This is a genomic window from Paenibacillus sp. FSL R5-0887, assembly GCF_038002305.1.
In the GTDB taxonomy this organism is placed as follows: Bacteria; Bacillota; Bacilli; order Paenibacillales; family Paenibacillaceae; genus Paenibacillus_AQ; species Paenibacillus_AQ odorifer.
The window spans coordinates 2,191,332-2,216,358 of sequence record NZ_JBBOCE010000002.1 but is presented as its reverse complement, the minus strand read 5'-3'; the positions used below and the strand labels follow the sequence as shown (position 1 = coordinate 2,216,358).

Sequence of the window (25,027 nt, the reverse complement as noted above, 5' to 3'; positions counted from 1 at the left end):
TAACCCCTTAAGGGCTCACTAGTTACAAAAAGTCATGAGTTGAGATGACATTTTTACTAATGGTGTAATTAGTGAATAGGTACCCTTGTATACTTAGCATTAACGTAAAAAAGATGCCAACCCATTTAGGGAGGCATCCTTGATCAATCATATTCTTTAATACCAAGACTTAAAACTTAATTCTTGAAAATCCTTTGTCTGTCTTTACATATCCCACGCTATTCCCCACATAATTGAAATTAAAATCATCCTTCAGCCTGAAAGTATAATCTACTGCGAGCGTTTTAGGATTTAAAATATATGTTGCAGAACCAGGAAAGCTAAGCTCAATATTACCATCCTGTAATTGATACAACGAAACAAAAAATTCCGTCTCATCTTGTAGGGCTACTGACTTAACCAATCCTTTTACATTATATAAGGACAGCTTCCCATTGGCATAAATCCCATATACCTCTCCCAGGGATGATATGACAGCATTACCTGCGACATCTCTACCCCACAGCAATTTACCTTTAGAGTCAAAACCAAATAGTCGGTTCCCTGTTTTGGGAAGATTAGCCCGAATTAGTACGGTTCCATCGGTGAGCACCTCGTTGTAATCGACTTCTGTATACGAATCCGCAGGCAACTGGTATGTAAATACTGAATTTAGCGAAGAATCAAGAGCCTGGATTCGCGAGCCTTTCCCACTTCCGTAATTTGTTTGAATGAGGATACGATTCCCTTTCCCTGCTACCGTCCCTTTGTAAGTTACGTTTTTTATTTTAGTTCCATTTTTATTAATTAAGGTTAGGGACCCAGAATAATTACCGGAACCATCAAACTGTCCTCGGGATGCAAAGACTAAATTGCCGTTATCAAGTCTATACAAGTATCCCTCTGCTTGAGATAAATTCACCTTCCATTTCCGTTTCCCGTCAGCTCCCACCGCGTAGATTTGAGTTGCGTCAGGAGAAAGATTATCTGTAAAAGTTATGTATACCGTTCCATCTGGTGACACTAAATATTCTTTGGATTCACGAAACATCGATGTACCAGGGTCTGCAAAATTAACCGACCACTTCAGCTTTCCAGTCTGTGTGTCATATGATTTCAGCGTATCCACTAACCATATCTTAGTTTGAGTAGCATGCTCTTCTTTGGTGTGTAGATACACTGTGTTTAATTTAGTAACCTCCATAGGATTGCCTTCCACACTCTCCAGCTCTCCCACAACATTCAGCTGACTCCATTGGGCACTCGGTAATTTGGTTACTGCTGCTGCAGCTTCTACAGTGCCAGAGGTCACCGTACTTGTAGTCATCAACAAGAGAGCAACCAACCCTGTAAATATTCCTTTTTTCAAAAATATCAACCTTTCTTTCCATATATAGTATGCATTCTGTTACTTTACTACCTTTTCTAAGGGACAACAAGATTATATTAAGCAGCTTTTTAAATCAAAACACAGACTGTATGATAGTACATATTATTTGTCCATAAAATTGTAGTAGACCAATTAAACCAATAGGACAGCAAATTCTATAAAGTATGAACACTATCGGAGGAATAATAAACTATGTTAGCCGCACTACTTCATGGCATTGCACTGGCCTTTGGATTAATTCTTCCACTTGGCGCACAAAATGTCTTTGTATTTAACCAAGGGGCCTCGCAGCCACATTTTAAAAAAGCCATTCCCGTTATTGTTACAGCCGCTTTATGCGATACCCTGCTTATTCTATTAGCCGTATTAGGTGTTTCAGTCCTTGTGTTTGCCATCCCCGTTCTGCAGACCGCTTTATTTGCTGTAGGACTTTTATTTCTTTTGTATATGGGATGGTCTATCTGGAAAAGTACACCTACATCGTCAGCGCAAGACGCAACCCCTCTATCCTCTAAAAAACAAATCCTGTTCGCGCTGTCCGTTTCTTTATTAAATCCACATGCGATTTTGGATACTATTGGCGTCATCGGCACTAGCTCACTTAGTTACACAGGCGTAGACAAAGTTGTATTTGCTGGCGCGACTATCCTAGTGTCATGGATTTGGTTCTTTGGGCTGGCTGTAGCCGGAAAAACCGTAGGACAAATCGACTCCAGCGGCAAAATCATGCGGATCATTAATAAGATTTCGGCGATCATTATTTGGATCGTTGCTGCTTATATTGCCTTCAAGCTTTTTTAAATGGAGGAAAAAGAATGCTGTACACCAATTTGCCGTATAATTATGTCCAATTCACACCATAATGTACTAGAATTTTGACTTACGGCGCAGAATGAGGTACATTACAATTTGGACGAACAATTAACAAACCAAAATACTATAATGTTCGCATTTAGAGGTGTAAATTATGAAAGAAGTATTCGATTATGAAGATATTCAATTAATTCCTGCAAAATGTATCGTAAACAGCCGTTCGGAGTGTGATACATCAGTCACCCTCGGTGGGCATAAATTTAGATTGCCGGTGGTACCTGCCAACATGCAAACCATCATTGATGAGAAGATCGCTATCTCCTTGGCGCAAAATGGCTATTTCTACATTATGCATCGTTTTGAACCGGAGAAACGTACGTCTTTCATCAAAGACATGCACTCCCGTGAATTAATCGCATCCATCAGCGTCGGAGTTAAAGAAGAAGAGTATGATTTCGTCGAACAATTATCCAAAGAACAGCTGGTTCCGGAATTCATTACAATTGATATTGCACACGGCCACTCCGAAGCAGTTATTCGGATGATCAAACATATTAAACAATACCTGCCTGCCAGTTTTGTTATTGCAGGAAATGTAGGAACACCTGAAGGCGTTAGAGAATTAGAAAACGCTGGAGCTGATGCTACTAAAGTTGGGATTGGACCAGGGAAAGTATGTATCACTAAGATCAAAACTGGATTCGGTACAGGCGGCTGGCAGTTAGCTGCACTACGCTTGTGTGCCAAAGCTGCAAGCAAACCAATTATTGCCGATGGAGGTATTCGCACACACGGTGATATTGCTAAATCCGTACGATTTGGCGCTTCAATGGTCATGATTGGTTCACTATTTGCCGGTCATGAAGAATCTCCGGGTGAAACCATCGAAATCGCTGGGAAGCTCTATAAAGAATACTTTGGCTCCGCTTCAGAATACCAAAAAGGTGAAAAGAAGAACGTCGAAGGTAAAAAAATTGCGGTTGAGCATAAAGGGGCTTTAGCAGAAACCCTAAGAGAAATGGAGCAGGATCTTCAATCCTCCATCTCTTATGCAGGTGGCAATAAGTTAGAGGCTATCCGTAATGTGGATTACGTTATCGTTAAGAACTCCATTTTTAATGGAGATAAAGTCTATTAATTGAACAAACAGGTGAGCAGGATGACTTAGGTCAATCTTGCTCATCTTTTTTTATGAGAACGAGTTCTGCCGGTCTACTTTGGGGTAATGGTAAGAATAAACTCCTACTAGATCACAATAGAGAGGATTATCCTTATGCGGCAAGCTATGATTATTATTAACCCCTCCTCCGGCAAAGAAGAAGCCAGCCAATATGTCAGATATGCAACAAGAGTTCTAAGTGATAAAGACTACTCCGTTACGATCAAGGAGACGGCAAAAGAAGTAGACGCTACTCGTTATTCCATCGCAGCTTGTGAGGAAGGTTATGATCTGGTGATCTCCATCGGCGGGGATGGCACGCTTCACGAGACCATTAATGGTCTTATCGATCAGGAACACCACCCAAAGTTAGGTGTGGTTCCTTTAGGAACGGCTAATGATTTCGCCCGTGCATTACAAATCCCACTGAATCCCGAAATAGCCATTCAAACCCTTGCCTCCTCAAATTTAAAAACAGTAGATATCGGTCGCTTAAATGACCGCCTATTCGGCAACGTGGTTGCTGTAGGTTCAATTGCCGGAGCATTATCCTCTGTATCCTCCGAAGATAAAACCAAACTCGGCTCATTGGCATACTTAAAAGAAGGTCTTAAACAACTTACAAGCCCTACAGCCCACCCCCTTGTCATTCACCATGATGGACAAATGTGGAAAGGAGACTCCTTACTCTTTCTCGCCGTATTAACCAACTCAGTCGGCGGGTTCGAGAATCTAATACCGGATGCTGCGGTTGACGACGGTCTGCTTCATTGTTTTATTATTTTGGACCTCAGTATATTCAATACCATTACAGCCAGTATATCTTTACTGCTGGGTACCCTCAAGGATCATAAAGATGTTGTCTATTTCACAGCCCACAATGTAAGTGTAAGCTCTCCAGAAACCGTAAGAACCAATGTAGATGGCGAAGAAGGTCCAACTTTGCCTATTACGCTGAGTGTTCTCCCTCGTCATATCCAAGTCATTGTGCCAGAAGTGGACTAACAAACAAAAAGCAGTCCGGAACTCAAAAAGTTCCAGACTGCCCTTAATATGGATGCCCCGATCCATATCTTCCTACTAATCCAATGACTAAGAAGTTATTTCTATTCCACTACAATAAATTTTTTGCCTAATAACCACATTCCGCCGCTAATCCCTAAGAAATAAATAGGCATCGTCAGTAATGAACCATTATGGAGAGCGCTCATTCCCCACGTCGCCAAGCTAACAAGCAAATAATAGCCCAAGCTGAATATCGCACCTGCTGTTCCTACAACATCCTGAAATTGAACAAGAGCAAGACTTAGACAATTAGGTAAAGCAATCCCTGCACCCATTAATAGGACAAACAGCGTTATTAGAATACATACGATCACTATCATATCCGGCAGCGAGTCAAGACTGCTTGCGATTGTTAATAGCAAGGCTCCGCTCGCCATTACAAGGCAGCCGATATGGATTATTTTTTCTGGGGCATAGAGGGTTAATAATCTTTTGGAGATCATTGCGCCTACAATCGACGCCAAAGCCACAATAATGCCGAGAAAACCATAGACTCCTGGCGAAATCTGAAAGTGTTCAATAAATATAAAAGGAGCTTCAGCATAATAGCTGAACAAGATTCCGTTAATGCCTCCAATTAGTAATCCAAACACCAATACACGTGGCAATGCGAGCATTTTTTTGACTATAGGCAGAATAGCCACCTTTTTTCTCATGGAAACATCAGTGGTTTCTGGCAGCTTCCAAAAAGCATACATAAATAACAACACACTCATCATTACTAATGTAAAGAAAACCGCTCGAAAACCAAAAGCTTGATCCACCCATCCGCCAATTAACGGACCTACTGCGGGAGTAAAAGCAATGACCGCCGAGATTTGGGCAAACATAACATGCCGTTTATTCCCGGAGACACTCTCACGAAGAATGGTTTGGGTAATAATCGAACCTGTTGCTGCTCCAAACGCTTGTATAAACCTGCTGACTAACAGCAAATGAATGGATTCTGAGTAAAAACACATCAAGCTTCCCATACCGTATACAAGAAGTCCAGCCAGCATGGAAGATCTCCGCCCGATGAAGTCAGACAACCAACCCCAGCTAAAAACTCCTAAAGCAAATCCAATAAAATATATACTTAACGTTAACTGTACAGAACTATTGGTGGCCCCAAGTGCTACTGCGATATCCGGTAACGATGGAGTGTAAATCGTCTCACTAATTTGCGGAAAAGCCACAAGAACAATCATTAAAAGTAACGATGGTGCTGCATATTTTTTCATCTTATTTTCGCCCTCCTACAAGCTTATATCCTCGAACAACTACAAGAATATGAGCCTAGCTAGGGAAATGGGGGCATCATTATAGCAAGACGACTATAGATCATCATGTTAGAAAATCACCTTTCATTGTTATGCTTTCATGGTTTTATAGGAGGGCTTACCCGAAAGATATCGGGCAAAGATTTGAGTTTCAATTATTCAACCAAAACATCATTATACACGGTAATAGAAAAGCTCTCAAACGAATCGCTTCGCCTGAGAGCTTATTTAGGTTAGGAATTTTGTTCTGATAATCCATGTATAGTTACGCCAACAGCGCTGGATTTCTTTTTGTCCTGAGAAGCATGTAGCTTTACCATCACAAATCTTGCAAACGGCTGTATCAATATACTTTCAGCGAACAGTGCAATCAGGAAATTTCTTGGCCAATTGGCTAAGAAGTGATTAAACGTTTGAGAACTCAACCCATTTCCGATAATGTCTCCAATAAACGTCATACAAAATGACATTCCTAGTACGGTGAACAAGATACGGAATAGGATTTTGGCGTTGAAGCTATCTGTTGGTTGTGTGAATGTAGCTGTCAGCTTTTCGGCAATACGGCCAATAACAACAGGCTCAATAATCATGACAATTACCCAAATGATCGGAAACACTTTAAGAATCGTTAAGGCAACCTCACCATTAAATTCTCCAACCCCTAAAATGATATTTATTGAGGACATAAACAGTACCGTCAGTGTACAAATGATTGCACCATATAATGCCCCCTCCTTGCCGTTTCTTGGTAATCTTGCTTCTTGATTCATGATGTACTTCCTTTCAAAATTGTCGGTAATAGTTTGGCGATAGTTTTTAAGGGAGTTGTGGATTTTTGCGTTAGGCACAACATCATCGCGCCTTCGATCGAAGCCGTCATCCACAATGCCATCTCGGAGGCTGATTCCTGCGAATAACCTTCAGTTACAAGCTTATCGCAGTAAATTCGTTCCATGTTCTCATAGAGCAAGCTACATGCCTGGCGGACAGGTTCACTCACCGTAGCCATTTCACTGACAATACTGCTAAAGGTATATCCGGTAATCGTGCCCTCGGTTTCTAAGTTGTGAATCAACTTGTCGATCATGGATTGTATAGCTTCTAACGTCGATGGATGCTTTTTAAAAATATCCTCAATATCTATCGTAATTGCTTCATTTAAGCCCTTTAAACAAGCAATTAATAGTTCTTCTTTTCCATTTGGAAAATGATGATAAAGCGCTCCTTTGGTCACATTACAGGCTTTTAAAATTTCATTCACGCCTACATTTTTATATCCTTTTTGCTGAAAAAGAAGTGTCGCCGTCTCAATCATTAGCGATTTTGTATCCACAATAACGTACTCCCCCTAACATACCAACCGGTCTGTTTGTTATTATAACAATATAAAAATCATTAATGTAAGTCTTTTTTGCTTTTTTCAAAAAATATTTCATTATTTTCATTTATAACAGCAAAAAAAACTTAGAAAATTGTGTAGAAAGTGGAATTGTTGCAGTATCACTTGGATTAATGATATCATTCTGAGGAAACTTATCTTACTTTAAATATGAAGGAGGAATACCCGGTGAAAAAGAGATCGCTAAAATATTTATCTTTTGGTATTGGGTATTCTACTGCTGTTTTTTTCTAGAATTAATTATTGATAGGATAGGTCTGTCAAAAATTAAAAGAAACTAAAAAACAGCGGAGATATATAACTTAGATATCGTTATGTATCTTCTATTTAAAGGAGAATTCACAAAATGAACTTAAATAATAATGTTATTACAAGATATAATCCAGAAAATATTGCTAAACCGGTTGGTAACTATAGTCATGTAACAAAAATAAGTAGAAATGCTGAGATGTATGTATTTTCTGGCCAAATTGGAATCGATCAAAACAATCATATCCCTACAGATTTTAACCAACAGGTAACAAATACGATGAGTAATATTGTTGAAGTCCTGGCTTCTCAAAGGCTAACACCTGATAATGTAATCAAAATCAACATTTGGGCTACGGAAGAAATCGATTGGAACCATTTCTATGAAATTTGGAATAAAGTATTCGGTATGACACCTCCTTCAATGACAATTGCTTATATTAAAGGATTAGGGTTACCTGAATTAAAAATTGAGCTAGATGTATGGGCTGCTGGTTAAACCCTAAATCAAGAGGGACTAATTTAATATTCTGTACACCAAACGAGCCTAAGAAGAAATTCTAAAGGCTCGTTTTTCTAACCCCCCTCTATAACAGCAAAAAGGGCTCAGTTTCCTGAGCCCGCAAATACTTACCCTACTATGTTTTTATGTCTGAAGAATTGTCCCAACACTCCACGTTTTCCAGACCCTCTATGCTATCTTTATAAAAGACAGGGTCCTTCCCTGCCCGCTTCTGGCGCTTATAATCCTGCAGGGCGGCAAAGGCCACTTTAGATAACAAAAGGATAGCGATCAAATTCACGATGACCATGAAGCCCATAAATAAATCAGCCAAGTCCCATACCAATTGAACCTTAGCTACGGAGCCAAAAATAATCATCGCCAAGACGCTGTATCTATAGAATAGTAATACTTTTTTATTGGAGTTCAAGAATTCTATATTGGTCTCACCATAATAATAATTTCCGATTAACGTACTGAAAGCAAACAACAAAATCATGATCGCTAGGGATCCAGAAGCCCACGAACCAATATGTTCGCTTAATGCCGCTTGTGTCAGCTTAATTCCATCCAGCCCTGGCTGTTTATACGCATCGGATAACAAGATAATAAAAGCAGTACTCGAACAAATAAGTAACGTGTCTGTAAGTACACCCAGCGCTTGCATCAGCCCTTGTTTCACCGGATGACTAGTTGTTGCAGTTGCCGCAGCATTCGGAGCACTACCCATTCCCGCTTCATTGGAGAATAGTCCCCGTTTCACCCCTTGCAGAATAACTGCCCCAAAAGATCCCCCCGCGATTTGTTCAAATCCGAAAGCACTTTTCACAATAAGCGCCAGAATCGCTGGTATTTCCGTAATATTAATTAACATAATAATAACAGCAGCCCCAATATAGATCCCTGCCATAACCACTACAATATACTCGGACATTCTAGCAATACGTTTAACCCCACCAAAGATAACAGCCGCAAAAGCAGCAGCGACTAGAAGTCCAAGAATCACCCGATTAGTGCCAAATGAATTCTCAAAGGCCACTGTAATCGTATTGGATTGAACTGCATTAAATACAAGACCAAAGGATAACGTGATCAAAACCGCAAATACCGCGCCCATCCAGCGTTTTTTCAGGCCTTGCTCCATATAATAGGCGGGACCCCCACGAAATCCAGTCTTGTCCTTCACTTTATACACCTGTGCCAGAGTACTTTCAATAAATCCGGACGCTGATCCAATAATAGCTATGACCCACATCCAAAAAACAGCCCCTGGTCCACCTATTGCGATAGCAATTGCGATCCCTGTAATATTCCCTGTCCCAACCCTTGCTGCCATACTGATACAGAAAGCCTGAAACGACGAAATGGAATCTTTTGACCTTTCATTGGACTCTTTAAGGACCCTAAACATTTCTTTAAACATGCCAAACTGAACAAACTTCGATCGAATGGTGAAATAAATTCCACAAACAATAAGCAGAACCACCAAAATTTTCGACCAAAGAAAGTCATTTGTTGTACTAATCATACTGTCTAACATTTGTTGCATGTAAATCCGCCTCTCCATTGTGTCGATACCCAGTTGCTGAACCTTAAGTTACATAGTATTTTCAAATATAACAGCCCTTATTTCAAAAGCCAACAAAAAAAATTAGCCAGCAACACCATACCTTACACCGGTGTGAGAGCTATTTCCCCATCTTCATCTGAGCTCACAAGCTCCTTTAGATTAATCTAGGTATTATAAAAAAATGAAAAAGCATCCGGTGGAAGAAATGTATGACAACAATGTATGCGCGTATTTATATCGTGGAGAACATTTGGTTTGATTTGATTTCAGGACGAACGAGGAACGAAGCTATAACATCAGCAGCACAACTAGTGCCCTTATTAGCCGCAAAAGATATTGAAGAAATGGCTGTCCTCTATCATGAGCTAGCCAGCAAAAATAAAATCGTTCTGGCTAGTCAAAAAGATAAGGATCCCACCGTTGTTTTGGACCATCCAACTATGGGATCGCTTGAGACATCCATTTCCGGGGTTATCTCGAATAATCATAGAGCAGATATTTTCGAGGTATTAATTAGCCACAGCTTTAAAATATTGGTACACCTGATTTAACTTCTTATCATGTTTCCCTTTTGGACTCTCCATATTCCCAAATTCGAAAAACTTCACTTTCTTGATGCCACAATATTGAAATAGTGCTTTTCTCATCAGCACTTTATGGGAATTATTCAGCCAATATAAAGGATAAAGGGTCGGCCCCTTCATGCTGGAAATGCAAACCACAGACTTTCCTTTCAGCAGCCCTTCGGGGATGAGACCACCCTTTTCTCTGTAAGCGAAATTAGAAGCAAACATTTGGTCAATATAACCGAGCAACATCGCGGGAGGACGTCCCCACCAGATTGGATACACAAACACAATTTTATCGGCCTGACGAATCTGCTCCCGATACTTCTCGAGCTTGGGATCGATATGCATGTCTCTTCTACGTTTATTTTCATTAAAGACCAGCACAGGATCAAATTGCTCTTCGTAAAGATCAAGGACCTCTATCTTCGTGATCTTTTGATTCTCATTACTTCCCTGAATGACTTTATTGAAAAAAGCATAACTTAAACTTTTATGATTCGGATGTGTATAGATGACTAAAACGTTCATTGCTCCACCTCTTTAATTATCATTTGATAACAAAATGGTATCACAACCCTCATTTAGTTGTCAAATGATAATTGTATTATGATAATTATTTTGTTAAGGTTTACAATAAGAGGTGATCCTTATGGACAAACAAGCGTTTTTTCAGAAAATTGTTACCTTTACGACAGCAGTCCATGAAGTAACATTTGACTTTACCAAAGATGTTAGACCGGAAGGCATTACGCCCGTTCAATATAGTATTCTGGAATATATTGCGGTTAGCCAGCCTGTTACCCTCAGCCAAATCAGCGATTGTAAGAATATCTCTATGCCGAATACCAGCCGTGAGCTCAAGAAATTAACAGAAAAAAACCTGTGTGAGAAGCTTGATGTCGCCGAGGACCGTCGTAAGCAAATGATTCGGTTGTCTGATGCTGGACAAGCGATGATGAACGAGGCTTTTGAACGGATCGGTGAACGTTTTCTGAACCGGATTAAAGAGGTTCCCCCAGAGGAATTAGCCGAGATTAACCATGCCCTCGATATCCTGCAATCTAAGGTGTTTAATACCCAGCAATGATCCGAGAAAAAGACAGCAGAGCAGCAGCGGTTCCCCCATTAATGGGAGCACCGCTGCTCTGTGTTTTGGGTCGTTGGTTAGCTGACTCAAGACCGATTATTGGCTAGTTAAAACCTAACGAAATCGAATCAGCCTCACCTTCAGCTAAATCGCCGAATCGTATTCGTCCACTGAGGCTTTCGGACCCAGATGACGTTATTGGCATGTTTTTAGCCTTTTGTGCGTAGTTTCGGACTCCAGCGGCGCTATTCCTATGAATCGGGTTCATATTGGGTGTTTTTTATGCCAATAGCTGCTATGCGGTCCGTTGGCATTCCAAATATGCGAAAAAGCTGCATTTAAGGTCAGCTGAGTCCGAAAGACGCTTCCCTAATAATCACCTAATAGAAATAGGCACTCCTCTTAAGGAATGCCTTGATTGGATTATAAGTATTCTTAGCCAGCGAAATAGACTATTTCACCAGTCCGCTGATAAAGGTCTCAAAATTGTCAGCCAAACGTGTGATTTTGTATTTGTTATCCCGATCTACATGAATAACCTCAGGTTCGCCATCATTCCCGAATTCACGGTAATCCAGCATCACCACTTCATTCTCAGAAGGACAATCACAAATCACCACACCAACTTCAGGATAACGTCCATTTTCAATCACAGTCCGGCTGCCTGAAGCCCCACACAGCGACTTATTCTTATCTCGTCCAATTCCGAGGATACCAGAAATCGTAATAAATTCTCCTGTTCCCGGAATCGGATAACGATTGTTATGAGGAATTCCCCCATTATGTAACTTCATCATATCCACATAGGAAGCAGGCAGCTTGAAGACCAGCTCTTCTTGTACAGAAGTAATCAATGCATCTGAAGGCGGGTCAGAAATATATTCTGAGAACGCATACTCGCTGTCATCCCAGAAATTAGTGGTATCCAACGCTATTACAGGCTTCTTAGCAGGTTTGTTTACAGGCTTTTTCGCAGCTTTTTTAGCCAATTTACGTTTGATCCAGCCCAGAAACTCCAATGTGTCTTCATCATCAGGTTCCAGCTGATCGGCAATCGTAAACGCTTTTAAAGCTTCGTCATATCTTTTCAGATAATAATAAGAAACCCCGATACGGTAATGCCAGAGCGGGTCACCTTCACCCTCATCTTCAATGCTCAAATACTGCTCTAAAGCCTCTTCATATTGCCCGAGATTATTAAGCGCCCTGCCCAAATGACTAGTTAGAACATAATCTCTTTCCTCTTCAGGAATTTCCGTGATTGCATCCACGATTTCTTGAAATTCATCTTCCTCATGCCATTCATCCAATTTTGCCAATAACTCATCACTCATCATTAATACCTCCTATTAACGATCACTCAAAATACCTATTAGAAATTATACCATTTCTAACCTATGCCCAGCCAATAACACATGTCCTAGCCCTATCAATCAAAAAGCAACTTCCCTTTTTGCTGTGAAAAACAGACCGCAGCATTTATCTGCGGTCTGTTTTTCGTATACAGAAAACCATTTTAATTATGGTAACTATAATTGCTGCTTTCTATCCTGCCTTTACGACTGCATCCCGTTTTCGATCCTCTGCAGGAACTCTTCAGCGGCACTATAGCCAAGCTGCTTAAGGTACCAATTGTTCGCAGCCGCTTCGATCAGGCCAGCCACGTCGCGGCCAGGCTGAAGCTGAACTTCAATATGCGGAATTTGCACGCCAAGATAGTCTGTGAACTGGGGTTCGATTTCGAGCTCATTATTCAAGGAATTCTCCCGCCATGGTGACAACTCGATGTCGAGTACAATTCGTGTCTCTTCCTGAAAAGCTCTACGCCCGTACTGCCGTACAACATTGATCAGACCAATACTGCGCAGTGCTAGGAATTCACGGGTCGTTTCATTATGCGTGCCGAGAAGCGTCGCCGGTCCCAGCTTCTTAAGCACAACTATATCATCGGCCACAAACCGATGGCCTCTTCTAATGAGCGTGTGAGCGGTTTCGCTTTTTCCGATCCCGGACTTGCCTCTCAATAGGACACCTATGCCAGACACGTTCACACACACTCCATGAATTGAAAGTTCTGGCGCCAGCGCCTTCACCAGATAAGTATCAATCTTTGCGATGAACTCTGACGTCGTCTCTTCCGTCCGAAGTAGTGGTATACCTTCTTGGTCGCAGAATAAAGTCAAATAGGGAATCTCCTGCTGACCCGTCGTCACAATAAAGCATGGGGGATGATACTTAACGATATTGCCAATATGTAACTTGCGTTGCTCAACGCTTAGCTTTAGCAGATAATTGATTTCTTTACGACCCAACACTTGTACTCGCTTCATGGGGAAAAAGTCGAAGTAACCCACGAACTCCAGGCCAGGTCTATGTGTCTTAGAGCGAGTGATCTCGCGGTCCATGCAGCTAGCACCCGCAAGCACTTCCAGCTTAAACGTTTCCGTAAGGCTTTGAACGGTAATCGATTTCAATGTTGTTCTCCTCCTGTGGCTACGTATTTTGAATACGTAATACGGTTACCGGGATATATTCAACGACGAATAGAATGATTCCTGCAAAAGAAATAGACAGATCATGAGATATTAACAACTATGTTCCTTCAAGAAAATTAATGAGGTATATCTCCGGTTGCGTGAGAAAATCTGCAAAACTACATAAATCCGCGTACGTCTGATGTTCCACGTCGTAACAGCCTATCAGGCCTTTTTTCTTCGGATTCCACATAAGCAGCAGATCAGAGTAATTATCTATATCGGCTGACAGACGGAGCAGCTTTTGCCGGCCGATTTTTATTTCAATGGTATCAGTTAATGTGAAAAAGTCGATATATCTAATTTCATATTCATTTTGTGTTAGCTCAAGACGCAGTTTTGTTCCAGTAAGAAAGCTAACCAATTCATCAGACAATTTATATTTTCTCAGCTCAAACTTCTTATTCTCGATATCATGAAATTCAGCCGGCTCTAACGATTTCAAAAAGTCAGCCAAAGCTGTATTCTTATTGCTCACAGCAATGGTGTAAGGGCGATCGCCATCTTTTTCCGCCAAGGTAACGTCTGCGCCACGTTCAATCAAATATTGTACCATCGCTTGATTACCCATTCTTGTGGCAACTGTTAACGGAGTGGCTTGATAAGGATAGACCATATCGGAATTGTTGTAATTAATGTCCACCCCATGATCCAGTAAATAAGCAACGGTCTTAAGGTCGTGATCTGACACCGCTTTGCGTAATACAGCCCCACCATGCTGCTTAATATCTAATCCTAGCTCATGTATGAGCGGGATATTGTTTTTGTTGCCATAGTAGGCCTGCGAATATGCACCTGACTTGACCTGATTAAGCTTGTCCAGTTTGGCCCCTTGTGCTGCAATATAGCGGACGATATCTTCTTTGCAATAGCGAACCGCGAACAAAAAAGCCGGATTATTCTTCACATTCAGATTTACACCGTGCTGTACCAGCAGCTTTATGACATCCATTCTCTCTGATATAAGCACCAAAGCTAACGGGGTTAACGTAGTATATTGGCTAAGGACGATTCCCTCTTCAATATCCCAGCCTGCTCTAATGGCAGCCTCTAATTGCGGAATATTTCCATTGTAAATATGCATGGCCATTTGCGGCAGTTCCTCGAACTTCCCTATATCCTTCAGACGGATCATCCATTATCCACTCCTACTTCAAGTATTATGAAGAGTATAGAGAACCGTATAGTAAAAAACAATCCAAACTAAGGATGTTGTTCTAACAAATAGTCCTCATAATGTTCAGATCCGCAAGATTATTGCTGCTATTTCAAAAAATAAAAAGAAGCTCCGTGAATTCACGAAGCTCCTGTTTACAATTTATGATGGTAAGTAAAGTTGAAGCAGCCTGCTGTTGCCAGCGAGAAAGCTGGATATATCCCTCTTTACCCTTGGATGTCCCGTCTCGCCTCTTGCTCGGCAAGAATCTCGTTATCTTCCGCGTTATCCCGTGTCACTTTCTGAACGCCAATAGCGCTATAAGAAATCAAGAGAATAACAGCTATGTAATACCCCTTTACATTTAATTCAAATGGAGCATTGTAAAGGCCAATAAAAAACATCGCATACCCGATAATCAAACCCACAAAAGCCATAATTGTGAAGGCCCCTGTGTTTCTCATCCTGTGTTTAGGGTTATCCAAACGAAATTCTTTATCCTCTGTATTGTCCCTGACCACCTTTTGCACAACGATACAGGAAATCGTAATTAACACCATACAGAGCAAATAATACCCTTTTACGTTTAGCTCCCAAGTGTCGTTGTACACTCCCAAACAGAATAGAAAAAGTCCTGCCCCCAATGCAAAATACGATGCCCCCGTAAAAGCAGCCGTGTTGCGTTTGCGATATCTCTGATTCATCTGATAATTCCTCTCCCACTACAGACTTGAATGATGATATATCCTTCTCCACTATACCGTGGAACATCGGTAAAATTCTACCATGAATCAGGTTGTTTTAGGGAATTTCAGGAATTTTTTTACTATACAAATATAAAATAACGCAAACACCGAAAGGACGGCCTCAGTCCCATACAATATAGGACGAAAACCGCCTCCAGCGATCTCTGCAACATAAATTAGAAAAATGCTACTGCCTTTCCTGATCCACTAATTGTTGCTTTGCGAGACGAATCATTTCGCGGACCATCGATCCACCAATTTTACCGCCGATCTGGCCCACCGATTCTGTGCTCAAATGACCATTTTGACCGCGCTCCAAAGGGACACCCAGTTCTTTTGCAACTTCGTATTTCACATCATCAGGCCGCTCCGGATCTACATCATACCCCTCGCGCCGCATCACTTCCGCTTTAAAAATTTGCATTCCGCGGCTGGCTCCCGGCACTGCATATTTCCTGTTTCTTCTAGACATCCTTATCCCCTCCCAAACCTGTTTTAAATAACATGCCCGGAAAACGGAACCTCCACCCTTATGGACTTGCCCCGATTATTTCCAAGCAGGGCGCCGTTGCAACGCGGCATTCGTAGCACGCAAGGTTAAAGCCCAAAATAAAAAAGCCACAGCACTAACAGAAGCTCCAAGCCAACATACCCCGTTCCAGCCATAGTGAGAATAGATTTGAGTGGAAGCAATCGATCCGGTAGCACTTCCAATGGAGTAAAAAACCATATACCCTGCGGTGAGCCGACTACGTGCCTCCATGCGCAAGGTAAGTATTATACTTTGATTGGTGACATGCACCGCCTGCACCGCCAAATCAAGCAGAACAATACCAATGACCAATGCCAACAGCGACTGCTCGGTAAAACTGATAAACCACCATGAAATCAACAATAGAAGTAAGGCTATGCCTGTCGTTCTCTGTCCATGACCCTGATCCGCTAGCTTTCCCGCCCGTGCAGCAGCTAATGCTCCCACAATTCCCGCCAGACCAAATGCCCCAATTGCAGTATGTGAAAGTGATAACGGCGGAGCACTAAGAGGCAAGACCACAGAAGTCCACAGAATACTGAAAGCAGTAAAAATCAACAAAGCCAGAATAGCGCGGATACGCAATACTCTCTCTTGTACAAACAACATAAACACTGAGCTAAGCAGCTGAGCGTATGACAGTGTTTTTACCTCACGTTCCACATTTGGCAACACCCTAAATAATGTACACACCATACAAAGCATTAAAGCAGCAGAAAAAAGGTATACGGAACGCCAACCTGCAAGATCTGTAAGTATTCCTGAAATGGATCGCGCAAGAAGTATTCCAATCACAATTCCACTTGTGACCATGCCTACGACTCGCCCGCGTTCGGCAGGGGCAGCCATTGTCGCCGCGAACGCAACAAGCGTCTGCGTTACAACAGCGAGTAGTCCCACTGAGGCCATACCTACGAATAGTACCGTGCTGGAAGAGGCAGTACCCACGATAATCAAAGCTACCACAGATAATAACATCTGGCCGATAATCAGGCGGCGCTGATTCAGTAAATCTCCTAGTGGCACGAGCAGTAACAGCCCTACTGCATAAAAAATCTGCGTGATAGTAATAAGAATACCAATGGTTGAATAATCAATACCAAATTCTTTCGACAAATGATCAAGCAACGGTTGAGCAAAGTAGATGTTTGCAACCGACATCCCGCAGACAACGGCAAACAAAAGTGTCATATACCGAGGCATCGAGGAAGCATGAATAGAATCAGATGGCGTATGCGTCTCTTGTGACGAAAGCTTTTCTTTAGTCCCCTGCATTTTGGATACACCCTTTCTCTGTTAAATTTAAATCGCAAACATATTTCATACTGATCAGTATGTTATTGTGCTCAGTAAATTTATCTTACAAAATGGTGTGTGTCAACATAAATATTTGATTCTACCGATTTTGATTTGACAATATAGACGACTAGTTCTAGTATTATAAAATACTGTTCGGTAATAAATTATTGAAATCAAATATAACGAGGGGTGTTAATAATGGCTCGAACCCGCGAATTTGACGAGGAAAAAGTATTAGAATCAGCTATGGAGTTATTTTGGGAGAAGGGATATGAGGCTACTTCATTAAGCGATTTAACTTCCAGAATGGGCATTCAACGCCCCAGTATATACTCAGCTTTTGGAGACAAAAAAGAATTATTCGAAGCTGCGCTACGTAAATACACGATGTCCCATGCTTCCCGTGTCCGAGCCCAACTTCAAAGCAATCCATCCGCGAAAAAAGCCTTTCGTAGTTTTTTTGAAGATGTGGTGGCGGAGGAGTATGCAGGCAGTGTGAACCGAGGATGTTTTTGCATCAATACAATGGTCGAGCTGGCACCTCATGATGAGAAGTTCGAGATTCTTACAAGAGAACACCAAATGTATCTATCGGTTATATTTCAAGAAACTATTGAACGCGGTATACAATCAGGTGAGCTTAAGGGTGGTGTAAATGCGAAGGCCTTGGCACAAGCACTAATCGTATCGCTAATAGGGCTTACTGTACTCTTGAAATCCCGCCCGGAGCGATCCTTTGTTGATAACGCAATAACAGTGATACTTACTTCGCTTGATTAAATTCAGAGTCTTGATTTAAGTCAATGCCCGCCATAGTACTCCTAATTACAATGAAATAAAAGTCCTTTAGGAGGCTATCTTATGGCTATCTCAGAAAAAGACCTATCGAACCAGCGTAAGTCCGCTTTAACAGCTGGAATATCACTGATCATCATGACCCTCGCCTCATTTTTTTCATATGGCTTTGTCCATGGGACTCTTGTTGTGCAAGGCGATGCCAGTGCCACATTTATTAACATCGTATCTTCCAACAATCTTTTCAAAGGGGAAATCTTGGGCTGGATCATCATTATGATTACTGACATTCTGGTCGCCTGGGCGTTTTATGTGTTTCTAGAACCCGTCAACCAAAATCTTTCATTACTTGGCGCATGGCTCCGTCTAACCTATTCCGCTATATTGGCAATCTCTATATTAACTTTGATATTTGTGCTGCTGCTCACGGGAAACACAAATGGCTTTTCCTCATTAACAATCGAACAAACTCAAGCATTTATGATGTTATTTCTGGATGCATTTCAATTCATTTGGTCTATGGGGCTGGTCGTTTTTGGCGGGCATTTGTTAATAGTGGGCTATGTGGCTTTAAAATCCGATGTCATTCCTAAAGTAATCAGCATCTTGCTGCTGCTTGCTTCAATAGGCTATATTATCATTCATCTAAGCAAAATGTTTCTCCCACAATATGAGGCAGTCATTACAACACTTAATTTTATTTTTACTATTCCTATGATTGTAGGAGAACTAGGCTTTGGGATATGGCTACTGCTTAGAGGTGGAAAAATCCCCAAAAGTGTATAACGATTTTGCTATTCATCACCGGAATGAACCCGCTTCTTAATTCTACTTAATGACTCTGGCGTAATCCCCAAATAACTGGCTAATTGATGTTGGGGGACACGGGTAAGTAAATGAGGTCTTTTTTGTAACAAGGCTTTGTAACGTTCTTCAGGATTGGAAGCAATAAAGGAAGTCAACTCATCCTGAACCTCACCCAAGTTCTCCTCTACCATTTTGCGTATCATGGTTTCCAGCTGAGCGTGTTTATGGAGCATATCCTGTTCCGCATTAAGATCACCAACCACCAATATGCTGTCTTCTAGGCAGGTTAAGGTGTACGCTGAGGGTCTACTCTCCTGATGCCGATTAAAAATCGAAACCGCTTGCTCTTCCGTATAAAAATTAGATGTGACTTCTTTGCCCGATTCATCTACCGAGGACTGCCTCACACATCCCTTTAACACAAAAAAACATTTTGAGGGAACGTCTCCTTGTCTAAGGAGTACCGTTCCCTTCTTGTATTCCTCAATAGGAATACCTTCAACAATATCCTGCTGTTCCACTTCGTTAAGAGATGTAAATTTACTCATATACTTATACAATATGCTTTTCATTTATCTCTCCAATCTCATTGCACTACCTCATATAAAGATCCCTCTAACGGCTGAATAAAGTGTGACCAATCACCTGTTGTGTACAGCAGAAGCCGATGCATCGCACGCGTACAGGCTGTATAAAAAAGCTTGCGTTCGCTTTCCCGATCATACGTCTGTGTGGAAGCATCATAAATCAGTACGGCGTCGAATTCAACCCCTTTTGCGAGATAAGCGGGAATTACTAAAATGCCTTTCTCAAAAGTGAGCGTCTCCTTCGTAATGAGCCGCAGAGCTTCGCATCCTTGTGACTTTAATTCTTCATAGGCCGCACGGCTTTCAGCTGCAGTCTTGGTAATCACGGCAATAGAGTCAAGCCCTTCAGCCATCAGCGCCGCGAGATCTTCTTTAATTCTTTTCGCCCGCTCTACATCGCTACTAGCGTTCACTAGGAACGGCTTCTTACCCTCTCTTTCAAAAGGTACGATCTCCTCATTAGGCAGTAATGCCTTCGTAAACTCCACAATCTGACGAGTTGAACGATAACTTCGAATTAGACGGATCAGGCTCGTTTCATCTTCACCATAAAGCCGGATCAAAGGTGAATCCACCTCGTGCAAATTCGTTGCTTGAGGGAAAATCGCTTGGCCGAAATCGCCGAGCACAGTCATGCGCGCGCGGGGAAACAGCTGTTTGAGAAACGCGTATTGGAACGGCGAATAATCCTGGCCTTCATCGATAAACAGATGCCGCACCTCAGTGTTCACACGAGTACCCTCGACAAGTTCTTTTAAATACAGGAATGGAGTGGCATCCTCGCAAAAGAGTTCATCGCGGCTCAGCTTTTCCTTTGTTTGCTTACAAATTTCCTGCCACTGAGCAGGCACCTCAGTCTCGTTCGTCATTTGCCGATAACTGGCGTCGGCACTAAACAACTGATCGTATAACCCAATCGTATCTATGAACTTGAACCGTTTGACATCGCGTCTCAGCGGTTTAAAGTGCTCCTTCACAATCATGCGGCGCAGCAGTTCTTCTTCCTGCAGACCAAAGTCAAAAACATTCTCTTCCCCTTGATCCTGATTAGGAAAATCCCCATAGTTCTCAAGATACTGAGTCGTAAAATCAAAGACGGCTTCCTCCCGCCGATACTTCTTAAGTATCTCACTGTAGGCTTCGGCATACTGATCGGTATCGAGGTAATCGAGTTCATCTTGAACCCAGAATGCCTCCTGTTCCTGACGCTCCAGCGAAGCCAACTGACGCAGTAGCCATTCACGCAATAAAACGATGCGGTTAGCCAAACGGATGGAGCTATCATAGCTGTAAAATTGCGATTTCATCTGCTCCGCAGTAATCAACTCGCGGTCCCGAAAACGGATACTATGAAACAACATCCCTTCCTGCCCTAACCACAACGCATAGTTTTGCAAAGCATGCAGAAAAGCTTCTGAAGCTTTATACTGCATTCCAGTTAGCCGTGCTTCATACTCTGGAGAAGCTTTGGACGTCAGTACATATTCAATCTGCTCGAACGGGTCCTCTAGACGAAGCGTAGATCCAAGCCAATAATCAATATACTCCTGAAAGGTTGTTTGCTGCATATTCTCCTCGCCAAGCTCGGGAAGCACCGTAGATACATAACTGTTAAACATCGGATTAGGCGAAAAAAGAACAATCTGATCCGCTTTGAGCCTATCGCGGTGTTTATATAGCAAATAGGCTACCCGTTGCAGCGCTGCGGATGTTTTTCCGCTGCCCGCCGCTCCCTGCACAATGAGCATACGGCTACTATCGTTGCGGATAATAGCGTTCTGTTCCTTCTGAATAGTCGCCACGATGCTCTTCATTTGTGAATCCGCACCCTTACCAAGCACCTGCTGAAGTAATTCATCACCGATCGTTAAGCTCGTATCGAACACGTTCTGAAGCTGACCCTGACGGATCTGGTATTGCCGCTTCAGCATCATCGTTCCTGAGATTTGTCCTCCCGGTGTATCGTAAGTGGCGGGGCCTAGCGAATGGTCATAATACATACTTGCAATAGGTGTCCGCCAGTCATATACCAGAAAGTTTACACCTTCTGCATCGATGAAAGACGCCACCCCGATATAGATTTGCTCACTGGAGTTCAACCCATCTTCTTGAAAGTCCATTCGTCCAAAATAGGGTGACGGCAGCAGCCGTTTCATGTTTTTATAACGCAGCAGCCGTTGGCGGTGGCTACGTTCCCGTTCAGACAACAACGCTTCTTGCTGTTTTATACTGTAAAAGGTCTCCTCGAAATCCTCATGTGTGCTCGTATTAACCGTAACTTCCTCCCAAAACCGCTTGCGGATGTCCGTCACCTGTTCACGTAATCCTGTCACTTCCGGTTCCAGCTCGCCAATCTTTGATTGCAATTCTTCCGTGACCGAATCTAGCCGTTTCTGTTCTCCCTGCCAATCTTTTTCGTTTAACATTTTTACTAACACGCTCCTTTTCAAGGTTGTTATCAAGAAGCAAAAATACAAATTTGACAAACTGCCAATCCGCGTGGTATCATTAATGTATAAATAAGATGTAATAAATCTGTCTAAAATACGCAGATTAACAGTGGTCTTCTCATAATATCACGTTATTTCATTGCGCGCAAATTATATATTAAGAAGAACCGGCAGCTCATGCCGGTTCTTCTTTTTTATTCCTTTTCACAAAGAGTAGCCGTTCTCCCTAAGTATCCATTTCCCTAGCAAAAGGGTTGCTGCCTTTTGTTTCTGGTCTGCCTAACGGACCGAGGTGACTTTATTTACTTATTTTCAGCCTTTAAAGCAGACTTTCGGACTCCAGTGCAGCTATTCTTTATCTTGGGCTTCATTCTAGGCATGTTTTAGGCTAATAGCGACTATGAGGTCCGTTAGTATTCCAAAAGTGCGATAATGCTGCTATTAGGGTCAACTGTGTCCGATAGCGGCTTCACCCGCGGATGAGCCCAATTAAACAGGGAGACCTAACAGCCATTTGATGACTGTTAGGTCTCCCTTATTCTGTAGCTTATTTGTTTGCCAAGAAAGCATCGATTTGAGTTTGTAGTTCGGTTTGGATTTTATCAATGCCCGCGGATTTCAGTTGCTTGTTCAGATCTTCAAGACCTTTGTCGATATCTTTGATTACGCCGTATTCGAGCGGAATCGCATAACGGAGCATTACGTTACCAACGTTGGCAATTTCCGTTTTCACTTTGCTGTTATCGAATACGAAGGTTTCAAGCGCGTAGTGATAGACATTTGCTTCCCAGCCTTTAGCCAGATCGTTTGCTTCTTGCGGGAATGCTTCATTGTCACGGTTAAGTGGCGAGTTGAAGTTCCAGTTAGAGAAGCCAGTATAGTTCGGATTCTTTTCAAGGGCTTTATATTTGTCATCGCCAACCGCTTCGTAATGTACACCGCTAAGGCCGTACATCATCAGGTCGTGCAGTTCTTTATCATTTTGCATCAGATCGAGGAACATCAAGGAACGTTCCACATTTCTGGAAGTAGCGTGGATCGAAGTACCGTTTTGGGTGGAAATCGCCACTGATTTCTTCTTGCCTTGGTTGATGTCAGCCAATGCTACTTCATAAGGGGAATTCTCTTGGCGCATCAAAGCCATAAGTGCTCCAAGTGTTCCGTTGTTGTGCGTAATCGATGCTGTTTTGCCTGCTTTAAAATCGGCCTGATGATCATTTTTACTGTTTAGAACGTTTTTCGACCATGCATTGTTATCAGCGAGATCTTTGTAATATACGAGTAGATCTTTAAACTCTTGCGTTTCATATACGTTAAATACTTGCCCTTTTTCATCCGTCAATTTGAAAGCAAACGGAAGGTCGAGATCAAACATATTCCATTCGTTTTGTTGCTTCAGCAATACACGGTCCAAATTATGATATTTCCAGTCTCCTGTTTCCGGGGTGAACGGTGTAATTCCTTTTTCGTTTTGTGCTATAGTTTTCAAGTAAGTGGCATACGCTTCTGGGCTGTTGATCTCCGGAAGATTGTATTTCTTACGCAAATCCTCGCGGTACAAAATCAGTTTTTCAACGGATTCCCCTCTGTTTTGCGGAACCATATACAGTTTGCCGTTTACCTTAGCTTGATCCCAGCTCACATCAGACATAGCTGCTAAAGTCTGCGGCATATATTGGGTAAGCAGCTCATCGGTCAATTCCAGGAATCCGCCTTTCAGCGCCTGGTCATTGTAACCAGCCCAGTTTGCCGAATAGATGAGGTCAAAATCCTCATTAGCTGCCAGCTTCAGCGGATATTTTTGTGCCCAGTCCGACCAATCCAGAAACTCGCCCTCTACAGTAGCATTGATTTTTTCTTTCAGCTTTTTATTAATCTCAGCAAAAACGCTATCATAGTCTATCGGTTTAGGGCCAACAAAAATCATTTTCAGCTTCACTTCTTTAGAGGTATCAAGGGTGTCTGAGGTAGTTGCAGGTTCTGAGGTGTTCGTAGTGTCGCTTCCTCCCTCTGACGCATTATTTGTAGCCTGTGCAGACGTATTAGCATTGTTATTGCCACCACCACATGCACTTAGAATCATTACGAAGGTTAAAACGAGCGCTAGCATCATCAATCTATTTCTCTTCAGCATCTCAAGCCTTCCCCCTTGTGTTTAATTATATTGATAAACCGAGTTTCCCCGGGTTCATCCTTTCACAGCACCAATCGTCAAACCTTGGACAAAATACCTCTGCACGAATGGATAAGCCAGCAAAATCGGGCCAGTGGCCACAACTGTCATCGCCATTTTCAAGCTCTCGGTTGGGATCGATGTCGTTACGACTGCCCCTGCACCCATCATCGCTTTGCGCATGCCATCCATATTGCCTAGCATTTTATACAAATAATATTGGAGCGGCATCAAGTTTTCATTCGATACAAACAGCAATGCATTGTACCAGTCATTCCAGTAGGCCAGCGCTAGAAACAAGCCAATGGTAGCTAACGCCGGCTTGGACAGCGGCAGGATTAGACGAGCATAGATCTTAAAGTCGCCTGCGCCGTCAATTTTTGCTGATTCTACAATCGCTTCCGGAATGCTGCCCATAAAAGACTTCATAACAATGATATAAAAGACATTGAGCATCATTGGAACCACTAAGGCCATCAGCGTATCCTTCATATGAAGGTAGTTGACCATAAGCAGATACCACGGAACCAAACCGCCGCTAAACAAAGTTGTAAAGAAAAAGAAGAATGAAAATTTATTGCGCCACTTAAAATCTTTTCGGGATAGCGCATAAGCAGTCATCGAAGTCAGAAACAAGCCAAGCACCGTGCCGAGTATAGTAACTCCTATTGTCACTATATAGGCTTGAATCATCTGTTCGGGATACTTAAACAAAATGCTGTAGGCCTCAGTTGAGAAGGCAGTCGGTATAAATTGATAACCATCCGTTAGGATTTTGGATTCTTCCGTAAAGGATGAAGATACGACAAGTATAAAAGGAAAAATACATAAAACTGAGAGAAAAATCAGGGATACATAACCAATACCTGAAAATATTTTACGATCAAGTTGCTTCATATCGTTA

Annotated in this window: 24 protein-coding genes and 1 pseudogene; 8 read left to right on the top strand and 17 right to left on the bottom strand. The window is 42.1% G+C overall.

Annotated elements, in window-relative coordinates; genetic code table 11:
- Nucleotides 1-169: 169 nt before the first annotated feature.
- Nucleotides 170-1,348: a hypothetical protein gene (locus tag MKY14_RS27665; protein ID WP_340977791.1), complete on the bottom strand. Its 1,179-nt coding sequence runs from the start codon at nucleotides 1,346-1,348 to the stop codon at nucleotides 170-172.
- Between the two features lie 213 nt (nucleotides 1,349-1,561).
- Between MKY14_RS27665 and MKY14_RS27660 the strand changes: the two genes are divergently transcribed.
- From MKY14_RS27660 to MKY14_RS27650, 3 genes are all read left to right on the top strand, one after another.
- Nucleotides 1,562-2,170, top strand: a complete 609-nt coding sequence (locus tag MKY14_RS27660) for a LysE/ArgO family amino acid transporter (RefSeq protein ID WP_076124191.1) — start codon at nucleotides 1,562-1,564, stop codon at nucleotides 2,168-2,170.
- Nucleotides 2,171-2,336: 166 nt separating this feature from the next.
- On the top strand, nucleotides 2,337-3,320 hold the full coding sequence (gene guaC, locus MKY14_RS27655) for a GMP reductase (protein ID WP_036682307.1): 984 nt from the start codon (nucleotides 2,337-2,339) through the stop codon (nucleotides 3,318-3,320).
- A gap of 135 nt (nucleotides 3,321-3,455) precedes the next feature.
- Nucleotides 3,456-4,346, top strand: coding sequence for a diacylglycerol/lipid kinase family protein (locus tag MKY14_RS27650; protein WP_340977790.1), 891 nt, complete (start codon nucleotides 3,456-3,458; stop codon nucleotides 4,344-4,346).
- A 101-nt stretch (nucleotides 4,347-4,447) separates the two neighbouring features.
- Here the strand turns inward: MKY14_RS27650 and MKY14_RS27645 are convergent, their stop codons facing one another.
- From MKY14_RS27645 to MKY14_RS27635, 3 genes are all read right to left on the bottom strand, one after another.
- Nucleotides 4,448-5,629 (bottom strand): multidrug effflux MFS transporter, encoded by a 1,182-nt coding sequence (locus MKY14_RS27645; RefSeq protein ID WP_076124195.1) that lies wholly within the window; start codon nucleotides 5,627-5,629, stop codon nucleotides 4,448-4,450.
- 272 nt (nucleotides 5,630-5,901) lie between these two features.
- Complete coding sequence (locus MKY14_RS27640) at nucleotides 5,902-6,438, bottom strand: DUF2798 domain-containing protein (protein WP_036682312.1); 537 nt, start codon at nucleotides 6,436-6,438, stop codon at nucleotides 5,902-5,904.
- Nucleotides 6,435-7,001 carry a TetR/AcrR family transcriptional regulator gene (locus MKY14_RS27635; RefSeq protein ID WP_076301519.1) on the bottom strand — a complete coding sequence of 189 codons (567 nt, stop codon included), beginning with the start codon at nucleotides 6,999-7,001 and terminating at the stop codon, nucleotides 6,435-6,437. The genes MKY14_RS27640 and MKY14_RS27635 overlap by 4 nt, the downstream gene beginning before the upstream one ends.
- A 412-nt stretch (nucleotides 7,002-7,413) precedes the next feature.
- Between MKY14_RS27635 and MKY14_RS27630 the strand changes: the two genes are divergently transcribed.
- On the top strand, nucleotides 7,414-7,815 hold the full coding sequence (locus MKY14_RS27630; protein WP_248548904.1) for a RidA family protein: 402 nt from the start codon (nucleotides 7,414-7,416) through the stop codon (nucleotides 7,813-7,815).
- A gap of 139 nt (nucleotides 7,816-7,954) precedes the next feature.
- Here the strand turns inward: MKY14_RS27630 and MKY14_RS27625 are convergent, their stop codons facing one another.
- Nucleotides 7,955-9,367: an alanine/glycine:cation symporter family protein gene (locus MKY14_RS27625; protein WP_248548903.1), complete on the bottom strand. Its 1,413-nt coding sequence runs from the start codon at nucleotides 9,365-9,367 to the stop codon at nucleotides 7,955-7,957.
- A 230-nt stretch (nucleotides 9,368-9,597) separates the two neighbouring features.
- Here MKY14_RS27625 and MKY14_RS27620 point away from each other — a divergent pair, with 230 nt between their 5' ends.
- Nucleotides 9,598-9,939 (top strand): hypothetical protein, encoded by a 342-nt coding sequence (locus tag MKY14_RS27620; RefSeq protein ID WP_339170520.1) that lies wholly within the window; start codon nucleotides 9,598-9,600, stop codon nucleotides 9,937-9,939.
- Here the strand turns inward: MKY14_RS27620 and MKY14_RS27615 are convergent.
- On the bottom strand, nucleotides 9,898-10,485 hold the full coding sequence (locus MKY14_RS27615; RefSeq protein ID WP_036682318.1) for an NAD(P)H-dependent oxidoreductase: 588 nt from the start codon (nucleotides 10,483-10,485) through the stop codon (nucleotides 9,898-9,900). The two genes, MKY14_RS27620 and MKY14_RS27615, sit on opposite strands and share 42 nt — an antisense overlap.
- A gap of 121 nt (nucleotides 10,486-10,606) precedes the next feature.
- On the opposite strand from MKY14_RS27615, the gene MKY14_RS27610 reads away from it, so the two are divergent.
- Entirely contained in the window at nucleotides 10,607-11,044 is a 438-nt protein-coding gene (locus MKY14_RS27610; protein ID WP_076124207.1) for a MarR family winged helix-turn-helix transcriptional regulator, read from the top strand.
- 452 nt (nucleotides 11,045-11,496) lie between these two features.
- Here MKY14_RS27610 and MKY14_RS27605 read toward each other — a convergent pair whose 3' ends face one another.
- The 7 genes and pseudogenes from MKY14_RS27605 to MKY14_RS27575 all read right to left on the bottom strand — a co-directional run bounded on the left by MKY14_RS27605 (nucleotide 11,497) and on the right by MKY14_RS27575 (nucleotide 17,215).
- Nucleotides 11,497-12,378 (bottom strand): SMI1/KNR4 family protein, encoded by an 882-nt coding sequence (locus tag MKY14_RS27605; protein ID WP_076124209.1) that lies wholly within the window; start codon nucleotides 12,376-12,378, stop codon nucleotides 11,497-11,499.
- A 222-nt stretch (nucleotides 12,379-12,600) separates the two neighbouring features.
- A complete protein-coding gene (gene hprK, locus MKY14_RS27600) occupies nucleotides 12,601-13,518 on the bottom strand; it encodes an HPr(Ser) kinase/phosphatase (RefSeq protein ID WP_340977786.1) in 918 nt (305 codons plus the stop codon).
- Nucleotides 13,519-13,636: 118 nt separating this feature from the next.
- Entirely contained in the window at nucleotides 13,637-14,713 is a 1,077-nt protein-coding gene (locus MKY14_RS27595; RefSeq protein WP_340977783.1) for an ankyrin repeat domain-containing protein, read from the bottom strand.
- A 248-nt stretch (nucleotides 14,714-14,961) separates the two neighbouring features.
- Nucleotides 14,962-15,198 carry a YiaA/YiaB family inner membrane protein gene (locus tag MKY14_RS27590; RefSeq protein ID WP_305953524.1) on the bottom strand — a complete coding sequence of 79 codons (237 nt, stop codon included), beginning with the start codon at nucleotides 15,196-15,198 and terminating at the stop codon, nucleotides 14,962-14,964.
- A gap of 57 nt (nucleotides 15,199-15,255) precedes the next feature.
- A pseudogene (locus MKY14_RS27585) lies at nucleotides 15,256-15,438 on the bottom strand (YiaA/YiaB family inner membrane protein); the annotation flags it as partial.
- 229 nt (nucleotides 15,439-15,667) lie between these two features.
- Nucleotides 15,668-15,952, bottom strand: a complete 285-nt coding sequence (locus MKY14_RS27580; RefSeq protein ID WP_340977781.1) for an alpha/beta-type small acid-soluble spore protein — start codon at nucleotides 15,950-15,952, stop codon at nucleotides 15,668-15,670.
- Nucleotides 15,953-16,027: 75 nt separating this feature from the next.
- A complete protein-coding gene (locus MKY14_RS27575; protein WP_076301575.1) occupies nucleotides 16,028-17,215 on the bottom strand; it encodes an MFS transporter in 1,188 nt (395 codons plus the stop codon).
- A gap of 294 nt (nucleotides 17,216-17,509) precedes the next feature.
- On the opposite strand from MKY14_RS27575, the gene MKY14_RS27570 reads away from it, so the two are divergent.
- Both MKY14_RS27570 and MKY14_RS27565 read left to right on the top strand, forming a co-directional pair.
- Nucleotides 17,510-18,091, top strand: a complete 582-nt coding sequence (locus MKY14_RS27570) for a TetR/AcrR family transcriptional regulator (protein ID WP_076179252.1) — start codon at nucleotides 17,510-17,512, stop codon at nucleotides 18,089-18,091.
- 81 nt (nucleotides 18,092-18,172) lie between these two features.
- Nucleotides 18,173-18,892 (top strand): DUF4386 domain-containing protein, encoded by a 720-nt coding sequence (locus tag MKY14_RS27565; RefSeq protein ID WP_076301524.1) that lies wholly within the window; start codon nucleotides 18,173-18,175, stop codon nucleotides 18,890-18,892.
- An 8-nt stretch (nucleotides 18,893-18,900) separates the two neighbouring features.
- On the opposite strand, the gene MKY14_RS27560 is transcribed toward MKY14_RS27565, so the two are convergent.
- The 4 genes from MKY14_RS27560 to MKY14_RS27545 form a co-directional block, all read right to left on the bottom strand.
- Complete coding sequence (locus MKY14_RS27560) at nucleotides 18,901-19,485, bottom strand: Crp/Fnr family transcriptional regulator (RefSeq protein WP_076301525.1); 585 nt, start codon at nucleotides 19,483-19,485, stop codon at nucleotides 18,901-18,903.
- A 14-nt stretch (nucleotides 19,486-19,499) separates the two neighbouring features.
- Nucleotides 19,500-21,926 carry an RNA polymerase recycling motor HelD gene (gene helD / locus MKY14_RS27555; RefSeq protein WP_340977779.1) on the bottom strand — a complete coding sequence of 809 codons (2,427 nt, stop codon included), beginning with the start codon at nucleotides 21,924-21,926 and terminating at the stop codon, nucleotides 19,500-19,502.
- Between the two features lie 571 nt (nucleotides 21,927-22,497).
- Nucleotides 22,498-24,084, bottom strand: coding sequence for an ABC transporter substrate-binding protein (locus MKY14_RS27550; RefSeq protein WP_076276301.1), 1,587 nt, complete (start codon nucleotides 24,082-24,084; stop codon nucleotides 22,498-22,500).
- Nucleotides 24,085-24,138: 54 nt separating this feature from the next.
- The gene (locus tag MKY14_RS27545) at nucleotides 24,139-25,020 is read right to left on the bottom strand and encodes a carbohydrate ABC transporter permease (protein ID WP_076124225.1); all 882 of its coding nucleotides are present in this window, start codon (nucleotides 25,018-25,020) and stop codon (nucleotides 24,139-24,141) included.
- Nucleotides 25,021-25,027: the final 7 nt, after the last annotated feature.

What these genes read in the sequence shown, in the direction of transcription:
- MKY14_RS27660 (WP_076124191.1), top strand. Translation starts at nt 1,562, where the DNA reads ATGTTAGCCGCACTACTTCATGGCATTGCACTGGCCTTTGGATTAATT.
- guaC (WP_036682307.1), top strand. Translation starts at nt 2,337, where the DNA reads ATGAAAGAAGTATTCGATTATGAAGATATTCAATTAATTCCTGCAAAA.
- MKY14_RS27650 (WP_340977790.1), top strand. Translation starts at nt 3,456, where the DNA reads ATGCGGCAAGCTATGATTATTATTAACCCCTCCTCCGGCAAAGAAGAA.
- MKY14_RS27645 (WP_076124195.1), bottom strand. Translation starts at nt 5,629, where the DNA reads ATGAAAAAATATGCAGCACCATCGTTACTTTTAATGATTGTTCTTGTG.
- MKY14_RS27640 (WP_036682312.1), bottom strand. Translation starts at nt 6,438, where the DNA reads ATGAATCAAGAAGCAAGATTACCAAGAAACGGCAAGGAGGGGGCATTA.
- MKY14_RS27630 (WP_248548904.1), top strand. Translation starts at nt 7,414, where the DNA reads ATGAACTTAAATAATAATGTTATTACAAGATATAATCCAGAAAATATT.
- MKY14_RS27625 (WP_248548903.1), bottom strand. Translation starts at nt 9,367, where the DNA reads ATGCAACAAATGTTAGACAGTATGATTAGTACAACAAATGACTTTCTT.
- MKY14_RS27620 (WP_339170520.1), top strand. Translation starts at nt 9,598, where the DNA reads ATGACAACAATGTATGCGCGTATTTATATCGTGGAGAACATTTGGTTT.
- MKY14_RS27615 (WP_036682318.1), bottom strand. Translation starts at nt 10,485, where the DNA reads ATGAACGTTTTAGTCATCTATACACATCCGAATCATAAAAGTTTAAGT.
- MKY14_RS27610 (WP_076124207.1), top strand. Translation starts at nt 10,607, where the DNA reads ATGGACAAACAAGCGTTTTTTCAGAAAATTGTTACCTTTACGACAGCA.
- MKY14_RS27605 (WP_076124209.1), bottom strand. Translation starts at nt 12,378, where the DNA reads ATGAGTGATGAGTTATTGGCAAAATTGGATGAATGGCATGAGGAAGAT.
- MKY14_RS27595 (WP_340977783.1), bottom strand. Translation starts at nt 14,713, where the DNA reads ATGATCCGTCTGAAGGATATAGGGAAGTTCGAGGAACTGCCGCAAATG.
- MKY14_RS27590 (WP_305953524.1), bottom strand. Translation starts at nt 15,198, where the DNA reads ATGAGAAACACAGGGGCCTTCACAATTATGGCTTTTGTGGGTTTGATT.
- MKY14_RS27580 (WP_340977781.1), bottom strand. Translation starts at nt 15,952, where the DNA reads ATGTCTAGAAGAAACAGGAAATATGCAGTGCCGGGAGCCAGCCGCGGA.
- MKY14_RS27575 (WP_076301575.1), bottom strand. Translation starts at nt 17,215, where the DNA reads ATGCCTCGGTATATGACACTTTTGTTTGCCGTTGTCTGCGGGATGTCG.
- MKY14_RS27570 (WP_076179252.1), top strand. Translation starts at nt 17,510, where the DNA reads ATGGCTCGAACCCGCGAATTTGACGAGGAAAAAGTATTAGAATCAGCT.
- MKY14_RS27565 (WP_076301524.1), top strand. Translation starts at nt 18,173, where the DNA reads ATGGCTATCTCAGAAAAAGACCTATCGAACCAGCGTAAGTCCGCTTTA.
- MKY14_RS27560 (WP_076301525.1), bottom strand. Translation starts at nt 19,485, where the DNA reads ATGAAAAGCATATTGTATAAGTATATGAGTAAATTTACATCTCTTAAC.
- helD (WP_340977779.1), bottom strand. Translation starts at nt 21,926, where the DNA reads ATGTTAAACGAAAAAGATTGGCAGGGAGAACAGAAACGGCTAGATTCG.
- MKY14_RS27550 (WP_076276301.1), bottom strand. Translation starts at nt 24,084, where the DNA reads ATGCTGAAGAGAAATAGATTGATGATGCTAGCGCTCGTTTTAACCTTC.
- MKY14_RS27545 (WP_076124225.1), bottom strand. Translation starts at nt 25,020, where the DNA reads ATGAAGCAACTTGATCGTAAAATATTTTCAGGTATTGGTTATGTATCC.